This window comes from Sulfitobacter sp. M05, from assembly GCF_029285175.1.
Classification (GTDB): Bacteria; Pseudomonadota; Alphaproteobacteria; order Rhodobacterales; family Rhodobacteraceae; genus Sulfitobacter.
Map to the genome: position 1 here is coordinate 1,004,227 of NZ_JABEDH010000002.1, position 12,395 is coordinate 1,016,621.

At 60.1% G+C, this 12,395-nt stretch carries 13 protein-coding genes; 9 read left to right on the plus strand and 4 right to left on the minus strand.

Annotated features, from left to right (window positions below; genetic code table 11):
- Positions 1-49: 49 nt before the first annotated feature.
- On the minus strand, positions 50-790 hold the full coding sequence (locus tag HKX44_RS13045) for a phosphodiester glycosidase family protein (RefSeq protein ID WP_276151761.1): 741 nt from the start codon (positions 788-790) through the stop codon (positions 50-52).
- Entirely contained in the window at positions 787-1,215 is a 429-nt protein-coding gene (gene rbfA / locus HKX44_RS13050; RefSeq protein WP_276151762.1) for a 30S ribosome-binding factor RbfA, read from the minus strand. The genes HKX44_RS13045 and rbfA overlap by 4 nt, the downstream gene beginning before the upstream one ends.
- A gap of 87 nt (positions 1,216-1,302) precedes the next feature.
- Here rbfA and dapB point away from each other — a divergent pair, with 87 nt between their 5' ends.
- Both dapB and HKX44_RS13060 read left to right on the plus strand, forming a co-directional pair.
- Positions 1,303-2,118 carry a 4-hydroxy-tetrahydrodipicolinate reductase gene (gene dapB, locus HKX44_RS13055; RefSeq protein ID WP_276151763.1) on the plus strand — a complete coding sequence of 272 codons (816 nt, stop codon included), beginning with the start codon at positions 1,303-1,305 and terminating at the stop codon, positions 2,116-2,118.
- A 73-nt stretch (positions 2,119-2,191) separates the two neighbouring features.
- Positions 2,192-2,554 carry a dihydrodipicolinate reductase gene (locus tag HKX44_RS13060; RefSeq protein ID WP_276151764.1) on the plus strand — a complete coding sequence of 121 codons (363 nt, stop codon included), beginning with the start codon at positions 2,192-2,194 and terminating at the stop codon, positions 2,552-2,554.
- 2 nt (positions 2,555-2,556) lie between these two features.
- On the opposite strand, the gene HKX44_RS13065 is transcribed toward HKX44_RS13060, so the two are convergent.
- Complete coding sequence (locus tag HKX44_RS13065) at positions 2,557-2,751, minus strand: DUF1674 domain-containing protein (protein ID WP_276151915.1); 195 nt, start codon at positions 2,749-2,751, stop codon at positions 2,557-2,559.
- Between the two features lie 229 nt (positions 2,752-2,980).
- Between HKX44_RS13065 and HKX44_RS13070 the strand changes: the two genes are divergently transcribed.
- On the plus strand, positions 2,981-4,261 hold the full coding sequence (locus HKX44_RS13070) for a transcription antitermination factor NusB (RefSeq protein WP_276151765.1): 1,281 nt from the start codon (positions 2,981-2,983) through the stop codon (positions 4,259-4,261).
- On the opposite strand, the gene HKX44_RS13075 is transcribed toward HKX44_RS13070, so the two are convergent.
- The gene (locus tag HKX44_RS13075) at positions 4,258-5,001 is read right to left on the minus strand and encodes a PhnD/SsuA/transferrin family substrate-binding protein (protein WP_276151766.1); all 744 of its coding nucleotides are present in this window, start codon (positions 4,999-5,001) and stop codon (positions 4,258-4,260) included. The genes HKX44_RS13070 and HKX44_RS13075 overlap by 4 nt on opposite strands.
- A 172-nt stretch (positions 5,002-5,173) precedes the next feature.
- Here HKX44_RS13075 and HKX44_RS13080 point away from each other — a divergent pair, with 172 nt between their 5' ends.
- The 6 genes from HKX44_RS13080 (at position 5,174) to HKX44_RS13105 (ending at position 12,377) form a co-directional block, all read left to right on the plus strand.
- The gene (locus HKX44_RS13080; RefSeq protein WP_276151767.1) at positions 5,174-6,922 is read left to right on the plus strand and encodes a heparinase II/III family protein; all 1,749 of its coding nucleotides are present in this window, start codon (positions 5,174-5,176) and stop codon (positions 6,920-6,922) included.
- A gap of 15 nt (positions 6,923-6,937) precedes the next feature.
- Complete coding sequence (purH, locus tag HKX44_RS13085) at positions 6,938-8,524, plus strand: bifunctional phosphoribosylaminoimidazolecarboxamide formyltransferase/IMP cyclohydrolase (RefSeq protein ID WP_276151768.1); 1,587 nt, start codon at positions 6,938-6,940, stop codon at positions 8,522-8,524.
- Positions 8,525-8,541: 17 nt separating this feature from the next.
- The gene (gene lspA, locus HKX44_RS13090; RefSeq protein WP_276151769.1) at positions 8,542-9,051 is read left to right on the plus strand and encodes a signal peptidase II; all 510 of its coding nucleotides are present in this window, start codon (positions 8,542-8,544) and stop codon (positions 9,049-9,051) included.
- 51 nt (positions 9,052-9,102) lie between these two features.
- Entirely contained in the window at positions 9,103-9,606 is a 504-nt protein-coding gene (locus HKX44_RS13095) for a DUF3035 domain-containing protein (RefSeq protein ID WP_276151770.1), read from the plus strand.
- Positions 9,607-9,717: 111 nt separating this feature from the next.
- Positions 9,718-11,064, plus strand: a complete 1,347-nt coding sequence (locus HKX44_RS13100) for a pitrilysin family protein (protein WP_276151771.1) — start codon at positions 9,718-9,720, stop codon at positions 11,062-11,064.
- Entirely contained in the window at positions 11,061-12,377 is a 1,317-nt protein-coding gene (locus tag HKX44_RS13105) for a pitrilysin family protein (protein WP_276151772.1), read from the plus strand. The genes HKX44_RS13100 and HKX44_RS13105 overlap by 4 nt, the downstream gene beginning before the upstream one ends.
- Positions 12,378-12,395: the final 18 nt, after the last annotated feature.

Below are 12,395 nucleotides of genomic sequence, written 5' to 3' on the forward strand. Positions count from 1 at the left end.
ATCAGGCCCGCGCTATACTGTGTGGATGCGCAACTTCCCAGAGGGAATTCTACTGTGCAGTTTCCACAACACCGATGATCGGGCCGAGGGTGGTAAACCCCGTACCGCTGCGGCCCAGATCAGGGGCCCGCATCCGAGAAATATTGCCGTCGAAATACAAGGCGTTGGGTAGTTTCAGATGATCCCGAAACAAGGTGCCGAATTCATGAAAAGTCACCACCGTGTCCGAAATCGCAAACACCGCGCGTTTGCCGTCTTGCGTGGTGCCGACCCCGTTGCGGATATAGCGCGAGGTGCTGTCGGGCAGAAATCGCGGATGTAATGCCCCGTCGATCACCAGCATCGGCCCCGATTGCGTTGCCGAACGACAGTCGGGTGCCTGTTCAAGAAACCGCAGGGTTTCAATCACATCGGCGCGCCCGTCGCGCAGGCACAACACCCCATTGGGCAGCAACCCGAAATTCCCCGGTCCCGCATTCGGGATCACCCGCTGCACCTCGACCCCGTTTTCAACATAATGGCCGACCGGGTGGCGGTCTTCATGATACATGCCCGCATTTGTGGCAAAGCCCAGCGACAGCCCCTGTTGTTTTAGTGTGGCGTCCAGCGTGCCGAAATGGCCATACACATCCCCGTTGTCGTCGGCCAAAAACAGCTCAAGCCGCTCGGTGGTCAGATCAACTTCGCAGATGACATAGGTGTTGTCGCGATGGGTCTCGTTGCGGCACTGCGCGGCGTCTGCGGGCAGGGCCAGCAGCATCAGCCACAGCACTGCCGCAAGGGGTTTCATCCCTCGGAGGCCGCGTCGGGCACGTCGTCAGGGGCATCCGCATCGCGCCGCACCTTGGCGTCCGACAGCATCCGGCGGGTTTCGTCCATCTGATCGAACGTCTGATCCAGCTGGAACCGCAGGTCGGGTGAAAACTTCAGCGTCAGTTTCTTTGAAACCTGTTTGCGAATCTCGTGTTTGTTGCGCGCGAGCAGTTTCAAAACTTCATCCTGGCCTTCGCCGCCCAAGGGCAACACATAGGCCGTCGCGACCTTGAGGTCGGAGGAAGAACGCACCTCGCCCACTGTGATCGACAGACGGTTCAGTTCCGGATCGTGGACATCGCCCCGCGCCAGAACCTCGGACAGTGCCCGACGGATCGTTTCACCGACCCGCAGTTGGCGTTGTGTCGGGCCGCGGCCCTCATATGTGTTGTTCTTACCCATAAGCCCTACCTAAGGCTTCCCATTGTCTTTGCCAAGCGGCTGCGGTCACGCTAAACGAGGCTTAATTTACATGCAGGAGCGCACAGTATGACCCAGACCCTTTCCGTGGCAATCACCGGTGCCTCTGGCCGCATGGGGCAGACCCTGATCGGGCTGGTTAACGCTTCTGACAAAATGGACCTAAGCGGCGCGATTGAACGGTCTGGCCATGCTTGGGTCGGGCAGGATGTGGGCGAAATGATGGGCGGTGCGGCGCTGGGCGTGGTTGTGACCGATGACGCTGCGGCGGCCTTGGCGTCGGCAGATGCCGTAATTGACTTCACCGCGCCGCAGGCGACGATCGCTTTTGCAGCATTGGCAGCACAGGCCGGGATCGTGCATGTCATCGGCACCACGGGCATGACCGAAGATGAAATCGCTGCCCTTGCTCCCTATGCCGACAGGGCCACGATCATCCGCGCCGGCAATATGAGCCTTGGCGTTAACCTGTTGACCCAGCTGACAAAGCGGGTCGCTGCCGCGCTGGATACGGATTACGACATTGAAATCATCGAAGCGCACCACAACCAAAAGGTCGACGCCCCCTCCGGCACGGCCCTGATGTTGGGCGAAGCCGCCGCCGAGGGGCGTGGCGTGGCATTGTCCGATGTGTCGGATCGTGGGCGCGACGGCATTACCGGTGCGCGCAAACCCGGCGACATCGGCTTTACCGCCATTCGCGGTGGCGACATCATCGGCGAACATGACGTGATGTTTGCTGCTGCTGGTGAACGCATCATTCTGCGCCATGTTGCTTCTGATCGCAGCGTCTTTGCCCGTGGCGCGCTCAAGGCCGCACTTTGGGGCCATGGCCGGGCGGCGGGGCAATATGATATGTTGGATGTTTTGGGGCTGTCCGACTAAATCCACAGGCTTTTGAAACTTTTTCGCGGTTGCGGACGTTTGTTTTAGGACAACGTCTCGATGGAGAACCCCAATGAAGGCTTTTGCCCTGACAGTTTCAGTTTGCGCCACTTTGGCCGGCCTTGCGTCCCCTGCATTGGCCGACCTGCAAAAGGTCACATCACGGGATGCTTTTGTCGCGCTTGTCGATGGCAAAACCCTTACGCGGCCTTTGGTTCGGCTTCAGGTGCTGCCAAACGGCCAGATCACCGGCAAAGGCGCGACATGGAAAATCAGCGGTAAATGGGTATGGAAAGATGGCTACCTCTGCCGCAGCCTGAACTGGGGCGGGGATGATCTGGGCTACAATTGTCAGGAAATCAAATCTGACGGCAGTCGGATGCGCTTTACCTCCGATCGGGGCAGTGGCGATTCCGCCGAGTTCAACCTGCGCTGAGCTTAGAAATCGACCGCCAGCCCTTTTTTCTCCCAATCGCCATAGCGCACGGGCTCTGGTCCGTCACGCCCGCCCAACTCCGGCGGCAGCGCCAGTTCGGCCGCCTTCTTGCGCCGCTCTTCGGCCTCGGCCAATGCGCGCTGGGCCGCGGGTGGAATGGGCTTTGGCGCGGGCGTCGGGTTCGGGCCGGGGGGCAAATCCGGCCCCGGTGTGGGCGTCGGGGGTGTTGGCGTGTCCGGGATCGGGCGCGCAGCCGGGTCACTGGCTTTGGTGTTCGGTGTCAAAGGGTCTGTCATATCATCCTCTTGAGGCAAGCCTGCCTTTGATATACGTCGCAATTCATTGCGGACAAGCTCGATCGGCCAGATAGGCCGGACAGCAGATTTTATCCGGATCGCTCAGAACAGCCCGATAGGAACCAAGCAGATGTCAAACACCGGAGTCCAAGCCCGTCGCAGTGCTGTGTATCTGCTGGACCAAATTCTGGGCGAAGAGCCGCGGCTGATGTCGGAATTGCTGGCCAGCGGGGTGCTTGACAAGCTCTCGCCCGATGATCGCGCCCGCGCCCAGAGATTGGCCACGGAAACCCTGCGCGGTTTGGAACGGGCCGACCGCCTGTTGCAGAAACATTTGAAAAAACCGCCGGTCCTGACGATCCAGAATGTGTTGCGCGTCGGCACCGTGGAGCTTTGTCAGGGCGGCGCGGCGCATGGTGTCGTGAATGCCATGGTCAATCTGGTTGGCCAGCATAATAAGCTGAGCCATCTCAAAGGGTTGACCAACGCTGTCTTGCGAAAAATCGCCGCCGAAGGCCCTGCTGCATGGGATGCTCTGCGCGCGCCCCGCTTGCCTAAATGGCTGCGTGGGCCCCTGTCAGAGGCATGGGGGCCTGATGCAATGGCGGCAATGGAAATCGCCCATTTCGCCGGTGCGCCGCTGGATCTGACCGCCAAAACAGACGCCGCAGCGGTGGCCGAGGCGACCGGTGGCACGCTGCTGCCCACCGGATCGGTGCGCATCACCAACCCCGGTCAGGTGTCGACCATGGCCGGGTTTGCCACGGGTGACTGGTGGGTGCAGGACGCCGCCGCTGCCATTCCCGTGCAAATCCTGAAACCGCAGGCGGGCGAGGCGATCCTTGATCTCTGCGCCGCACCGGGCGGCAAAACCATGCAAATCGCTGCGGCCGGTGCGGATGTCACCGCGGTGGACGATTCGTCCCCCCGTATGCAGCGGGTCAGCGAAAACCTTGCTCGTGTCGGTCTCAAGGCCAAAACCCTGACCAAAGATGTGCGGGCGATCAAAGGGACGTTTGACGCCATTTTGCTGGACGCCCCCTGTTCCGCCACCGGCACTATTCGCCGTCACGCGGATTTGCCCTATGCCAAGGACGGCTCTGACTTTGGTGATTTGATCGGGCTGCAAGGTGATTTCATCGACCACGCATGGTCCCTGCTGAAACCGGGCGGACGGATGGTGTTTTGCACCTGTAGCCTGTTGCCCGACGAAGGCGAGGTGCAGGTTGACGAGGCGCTGGAACGCCACGAGGACATGCATGCGGACACGGAGGCGCTGATGGTGCCCGGTGTCCAACCCGAGTGGATCACCACCGAAGGCGGGTTGCGCCTGCGTCCTGATTACTGGTCCGAACTGGGCGGCATGGACGGGTTCTATATCGTCTGTCTGCGCAAAGCCGGCGCGGCCTAAACCGGCGGGTTTTCAACCGCCAGATAAGCGGTTTGGGGAATGGCGATCAGCCCCTTCAGGTCAAGGGCCGTGCGGTGGGCGCTATCCAGCTGGGCGATGGCCTCGCTCACCGCGTTAAACATCACCTGCTGGTCCGCGTCCTTGGCCGCGATATAGGGCAGGCCCGGCGTGGGCGCTGTCGTGTCGATGACCCGCAACGCCTTGGCAAAACGGTCAAACCTCTGAATCAGCCGCCATGTCTGGGCATCCAGAACTGCGATGTCGCCGGCCCCATCGGCCACCATGCGTGCCGATTGCACATGTCCGCCGCTGGCGCGACGGTTGTTGAACCAGAACCCGTGTTCGCGCGCCCAGAAGTAAGCGGCGGCAAACCCCGATTGCGAACAGGCCTGATTGAACACAAACCGCGCATCCGCAAAGGCCTCTGGCGTTTCACGGGAATCATTTGCACGCACCACAACGACGCTGTTGTAAAATCCGGCGGGGCACCCCTCCAGCGCAAAATCCGGCGTGCCGATCAATGTCACATGATCCGCCAGCCGTGTCCGGTAGGGCATTCCGCAGGTCTGGCTGAACACCAGATCAGGTGAGAGCCACAGATCGTAGGTGTCCCTCGCATTGTCCAGCTTTGCCGGTGTGTCGATCCCTCTTGCACTCAATGCTTCGCGCAGCGCCGCCCAATAGGCGTTGTTTGCCGCCTCCAGTTCTGGGCGGGCATACATCATCAGGCTGGCAGTCATCGCGCACTCCATTTTTGCATAGTACTTTCCTAGCGCAGGGCCCGTCCTGGTGACAGACGCAAACTGCCCGAACCCGCCGATTGGCGGGCGCTGGCCGAAAAACGGTGACACCTTGTAACTGCCGGTCTATGCTGCCGCCAAACGCCATCAGAGCGTCAAGGGCAGTCAGAATATGTTCAACCTAACCTCACTGAAAGCGCGTCAGGCGCGGCTTTTGAATGCAGTGCATGCCGCTTTGGCAACGCGCACAACGGCCAGTGTCAAAGGCTTTGTTTCCTCACCCGAGCCGCGCACGATCGGGTCTTTTGCCCGGGGCCGTCAACTGGTTGCGGGCAACTACCTATTTGCCGGTACGTTGATCAATGCGCCGGGTCATTCGCTCTGGGACATTGCCGCGCCGGACGCAAATTATGCGGCTGATTTGCAAGGTTTTGCCTGGCTTGATGATCTGGCCGCTGTGGGGGATGCGCGCGCACGGGACGCCGCCCAAAGCTGGCTTTGGGGTTGGATTGACCGGTTTGGCAAGGGCCGCGGCCCTGGCTGGACACCTGATTTAACAGGGCGGCGTCTGATCCGTTGGATCAACCATGCGCTGTTTGTGCTGCGCGGTCAGGAACCGGATCAAAGCCGCGCATTTTACCGTTCACTGGTGCAGCAGACCCAATTCCTTTCCCGCCGTTGGCGCGGTGCGGCCCCCGGCTTGCCGCGTTTCGAGGCGCTGACCGGTCTGATTTACGCCGGACTTTCGCTTGAGGGGCAAGAGGCGCTGGCCGATCCGGCAATCAAGGCGCTGGCGCGCGAATGTGTCGCCCAAATTGACGATCAGGGCGGTTTGCCGACCCGCAACCCCGAAGAACTGCTGGCCGTATTCACCCTTTTGACATGGGCCGCCGCAGCGCTGGAGGATGCAGGGCGGGCCTGTCCCGCAGATCACCTTGCTGCGATCGAACGGATTGCCCCGACGCTGCGGTCCCTGCGCCATACTGACGGTGGGTTGGCGCGGTTTCACGGCGGGGGGCGCGGCACCGAAGGCTGGCTTGATCATGCACTGGCCGCAAGTCGGGTCAAAACCGCACAGCCCGATGGGCTGGCCATGGGCTATGCCCGGCTGTCCGGCGGGCGCACCAGCATCGTGATTGATGCGGCAACCCCGCCAAAAGGGGCGGCCAGCAACAACGCCCATGCCTCGACACTGGGGTTCGAGCTGACCTCGGGGCGGCGTCCGCTGGTTGTCAGCTGCGGGTCTGGTGCCTCCTTCGGGCTGGATTGGCGGCGTGCAGGGCGCGCGACCCCGTCGCATTCCACCCTCTGCCTTGGCGGTTATTCCAGCGCCCGTCTGGCGAATCCCGACACGGCTACCGGCTTTGAGGCTTTGATTGGTGGTCCGACCCATGTGCCGGTTGAAATGTCGCCGCAATCGGATGGGATTAAATTTCAGGGCGGGCATGACGGTTATGTCGCGTCGCACGGGCTGACCCATGCCCGCACACTAGAGCTCACCTTTGACGGGCGCGGCCTTGCGGGTGAGGATATGCTGCTGGCGCTGGAAGATATCGAGAAGCGCCGATTTGACGCGGCATTAGACTCGGGCAAGCTGAAAGGGCTGCGGTTCGACATCCGCTTTCACCTGCATCCGGATGTGGATGCCACGCTCGACCTTGGTGGCGCAGCGGTGTCGATGGCGCTAAAGAGCGGAGAAATATGGGTTTTTCGCCACGACGGCACGCATAATCTGTCTCTTGAACCGGGCGCTTATCTGGAAACCACCCGTCTGAAACCGCGCGCGGCCTTGCAAATCGTGCTGTCTGGCAGTGCCTTTACCTATGCCACGCGTGTCCGCTGGTCCTTGTCCAAAGCGCAGGAAACTGCGATTGGCGTGCGAGACTTGTCGATGGACGAGCCGTATCTGAACGAAGACTGACCAAAGGACCAACCGATGACTGATCTATACCCCGTTAAACGCGCCCTGCTTTCTGTTTCCGACAAGACCGGATTGGTCGAGCTGGGCAAGGCTTTGGCGGGGCACGGGGTCGAGTTGCTGTCCACAGGCGGCACTGCAAAGGCGCTGCGCGAGGCGGGGTTGGACGTGAAAGATGTGGCCGAGGTCACGGGGTTCCCCGAGATGATGGATGGTCGTGTGAAAACCCTGCATCCGGTTGTACATGGTGGTTTGCTGGCGCTGCGCGATAATGACGAACATGTTGCTGCAATGGATGCGCATAACATCGGCGGCATCGATCTGGTGGTGGTGAACCTGTACCCGTTTGAGGAAACCGTGGCCAAGGGCGCGGAATATGCCGAGGTGATCGAGAACATCGACATCGGCGGCCCCGCGATGATCCGCTCTGCGGCCAAGAACCATGGCTTTGTGAATGTTATTGTCGATACCGAAGATTACGCCGCCGTGCTCGCTGAGCTGGACGCGAACAAGGGCGCGACGACTTATGCCTTGCGCCAGCGTCTGGCCCAGACCGCCTATGCCCGCACGGCGGCCTATGACACCGCCGTCAGCACATGGATGGCGGCGCAAGTTGGCGAAACACCGCGCCGTCGCACATTCGGCGGCACGCTTGCCCAGACCCTGCGCTATGGCGAAAACCCGCACCAGCAGGCGGCATTCTATACTGATGGTTCGAACCGCCCCGGCGTGGCGACTGCCAAACAGCATCAGGGCAAGGAACTGTCCTATAACAACATCAACGATACCGATGCGGCCTTTGAGCTGGTCAGTGAATTTGATCCCGCACAGGGTCCGGCCTGCGCCATCATCAAACATGCCAACCCCTGTGGCGTGGGCACTGGCGAAACAATGATCGAAGCCTATACCCGCGCCTTTGATTGTGACCGCACGAGCGCTTTCGGGGGCATCATCGCCCTGAACCAAACCCTGGACGGGGCCACCGCCGAAGCGATCAGCGGCATCTTTACCGAAGTGGTCATCGCGCCGGATGCAGACGCCGATGCGCTGGCGATCTTTGCCAAGAAAAAGAACCTGCGCCTTTTGACCACCAATGGTCTGGCCACCCCCGACACCGCGCAACTGACAGCGCGGCAGGTCTCTGGCGGCTGGCTGGTGCAGGACAAGGACGTGGGCCGGATCACCCGGGATGATCTGAAGGTGGTGACCAAACGCACGCCATCGGAACAGGAACTGAGCGATCTCCTGTTTGCATGGACGGTTGCCAAACATGTGAAATCCAACGCCATTATCTATGTCAAAGACGGCGCAACCGTTGGCGTCGGTGCCGGCCAGATGAGCCGCGTTGACTCAACCCGTATCGCCGCGCGCAAAGCGCAAGACATGGCCGAGGCCATGGGCCTGCCCGCGCCACTAACCCAAGGATCGGTTGTGGCCTCCGATGCCTTCTTTCCCTTTGCCGACGGTTTGATCACCGCCGCCGAAGCCGGGGCAACCGCGCTGATCCAGCCGGGCGGCTCCATGCGGGACGATGAAGTGATTGCAGCGGCGGATGAGGCGGGCCTTGCCATGGTCTTTACCAACATGCGCCATTTCCGACACTAAGGCGGGGCAGACAGCATATGCGCATCCTCTTTTGGTCAGCCTTCGCGGCATTCCTGATAGATCAGGCCAGCAAGTATCTGGTGGTCCATTTGTGGGAACTGTGGAGGGTGCGCGAAATCGACGTGCTGCCGCCCTATCTCAACTTTCGCTACGGCGAAAACCGTGGGATCAATTTCGGCCTGTTTGGCGATGGCTCTGATGCCAGCCGTTACATTCTGATCGGTCTGGCCCTGACGATCTGTCTGGCTGTGGTGGTCTGGATCGGGCGGGGCAAATTCGGCACTAAGGAACGCTTTTGCGCTGGTTTGCTGATCGGCGGGGCGCTGGCAAATGTGGTGGATCGTCTGGTTTACGGCTATGTTCTGGATTTCCTCAACAACTCTCTGCCGAATTGGAACAACCCCTTTGTTTACAACATCGCGGATGTCTTTATCTTTGCCGGTGCGATTGGCCTGATCCTGTTTGGTGAAGACGGTCGTAAAACGTCAGGCAAGGCCGGTGCGAAGACCGGTAAAAAAGCCAAGTGACATTGCCTGCCCGACCACGGTATGAACAGGGCACCCGATAGGAGACGACTGATGCGCCGTATCGCTTTACTTGTTTTGATCCCGCTGGCCCTCGGGGCCTGCGCCAACAAGGGCCTGCGCGATTTGCAGAACGTGTCCGAGGGGCCGAACGAATTCATGTTGCAACCGGCCAAGCCGCTGGAATCACCCGCCAGTTATCGTGAATTGCCGACCCCCACACCGGGGCAGGCCAACTTGACTGACCGCTCTGCGCTGAACGAAGGCATCACCGCCTTTGGGGGCCGTCCCGAAGCGGCGGATGCCGGTATCCCGGCCAGCGATGGTGCATTGGTACAACATGCCTCGCGCCTTGGCGTGGCCGCGAACATCCGTGACGATCTGGCGCAAAGTGATGCGCAGTTCCGTAAACGCAAGGCGCGTTTCACCCAGTTCCGGCTTGTGAAAGTGGACCGCTATAATCAGGCCTATCGTCGTCAGACACTGGATGCCCAAGGCGAGGCCAGCCGCTGGCGTCGTGCCGGTGCGCGCACCCCATCTTACGCCGCTGACCAATAACCGGCAGCAGAGGGGCGGTTCGGTCCTTTCGTGCATTACAAATTTGTCATCCAGCTTGAATCTGCGCGTTCTTGGCGTAGGTGTTGAGCAGATGAATCTATCAAAGGACTGATGATGTTCCGCTTGCCGACGCTTGCAGCCCTCCTTGCATTCGCTGTTTCTCCGATCATGGCGCAAGCCGCTGAAAATGAGGCGGTGACATTTTTCACACTGGATAACGGCATGGATGTCGTCGTGGTCGAAGATCACCGCGCCCCCGCTGTTCAGCAAATGGTCTGGTATCGCGCCGGATCTGCGGATGAACCCAAGGGATCGTCCGGTGTGGCGCATTTCCTTGAACACCTGTTGTTCAAAGCGACGGACAAGATGGAATCAGGCGAGTTTTCGGCTACGGTTGCGGCCAATGGCGGGCGCGACAATGCTTTTACCAGCTATGATTACACGGCTTATTTCCAACGGGTTGCCGCCGACCGTCTGGAACTGATGATGCAGATGGAAAGCGACCGGATGAAGAACATCCGACTGACGCCGGAAAATATCCGCACCGAACGCGATGTGATTTTAGAAGAACGTAACCAGCGCACTGACAGCAACCCCAGTGCCCTGTTCAGTGAACAAATGAACGCCGCGCAATATCTGAACCATCGCTATGGCACGCCGGTGATTGGCTGGCGGCACGAGATGGAAACCCTTGATCTGGACGACGCGCTGGCGTTTTACGAACTCTATTATTCACCAAACAACGCGATCCTTGTGGTGTCGGGGGATGTGGACCCTGAAAAGGTGCGCATGTTGGCCGAGAAGTATTATGGCGTGATCCCCGCCAACCCCGACCTGCCCGAACGTCTGCGCACGCAGGAACCGCCGCAAACTGCCGAACGCCGTCTGATCTTTCGTGATGGCCGCGTGGCACAACCCTATGTCAGCCGCGCCTACCTTGCGCCGGAACGGGATCCGGGCGCACAGGAAGCGGCCGCAGCGCTGACCATTCTGGCGGAAATTCTGGGCGGGGGCACAACTTCGGTTCTGGCCGAAAAGCTGCAATTTGACGAACAGATCGCCACCTACACCGGTGCCTTTTATCGCGGATCAACACTGGACGACACGGCCTTCGATCTGGTTGTGGTGCCCGCCGCTGGCGTGACCTTGCAAGAGGCCGAAGATGCGATGGACGCCGCGCTGTCCAGCTTTATGGAGACCGGCGTGGATGCAGCACAGCTTGACCGGATCAAACTGCAAATTCGCGCGGAACAAATTTATGCCCGCGACAATGCCGAAGGGGTTGCCAACCGTTACGGTTCGGCGCTGGCCATCGGGCTGACTGTCGAGGATGTGCAGAATTGGCCTGATGTGCTGGAGGCGGTCACCGCTGAGGACATCATGCAGGCGGCTGAAAAACTGTTCGACCGGCGGGCGTCTGTCACCGGCTGGCTTATGAAAGAGGAGGCCGCGCAATGAGACTGATTTACGCCCTTGCCCTGACGCTGATTGCGGCCTTGCCCGCCCGCGCCGAAGTTGACATTAAATCCGTCACCAGCCCCGGTGGCATCACCGCCTGGCTGGTCGAAGAACCATCAATCCCGTTTGTCGCGCTGGAAATCCGGTTTCGCGGTGGCGCATCTCTGGATGACCCGGAAAAGCGCGGTGCAGTTAACCTGATGACCGGCTTGTTGGAAGAGGGGGCGGGCGACTTGGACGCGCGGGCCTTCAGCCGTGCGCAGGAAGAACTGGCATCCAGCCTTGGGTTCAACGTCTCACGCGATTCGGTCGCAATCTCGGCACGGTTCCTAACAGAAAACCGCGACGCCACGGTCGCCTTGCTGCGCGCTGCCCTTCACACACCACGGTTTGATCAGGATGCAATTGACCGGGTGCGTGGACAGGTGTTGTCGATCATCGAATCCGACAAGAAAGACCCCGATACCATCGCCAGCGAAACCTTTGCGCAAATCGCTTATGGTGATCATCCCTATGCCCATCCGTTGAACGGGACGACCGAGAGCGTTACCGCGCTTACCCGTGATGATATCGTTGCCGCGCATCAGGCTGTATTCTCGCTGGACCGGATTTATGTCGGGGCCGTGGGCGATATTACCCCCGAGGTTCTCGGAACCCTGCTGGATGATCTGCTGGGTGGATTGCCGCAGTCCGGCGCGCCAAAGCCGGTGCGCGCCGACGTCAACATCCCTGCCGGCGTGACCGTGGTGGATTTCCCGACACCACAGTCGGTTGCTGTTTTCGGCCATGCCGGTATCTCGCAAAACGATGATGATTTCTTTGCCGCGCTGATCCTCAACCAAGTGCTGGGTGGCGGATCATTTGAAAGCCGCCTGATGAACGAGGTGCGCGAGAAACGCGGGCTGACCTATGGTGTCTATTCCTATCTCGCTTCGCGTGATTTGGCGGATGTCTATATGGGGTCGGTCAGTTCTTCGAATGACCGCATCGCCGAAGCCATTCAGGTGATCCGTGACGAATGGCACAAAGCGGCAGAAACCGGTGTCACACAGGAAGAACTGGACGCCGCCAAAACCTATGTCACAGGTGCCTACCCGCTGCGGTTTGATGGCAACGGACCGATTGCCAACATCCTTGTTGGTATGCAGATGCTGGGCCTGCCAATTGATTACATCCCGACCCGCAATGACAAGGTCGAGGTGGTGACACTGGCCGATGTAAAACGGGTTGCGGCAGAGTTGCTTGACCCCGAAAACCTGCACTTTGTTGTGGTGGGGCAGCCAGAAGGTTTGGAGACAAGCGACAGTAAATAAAGGGTAAACCGGTCAGTT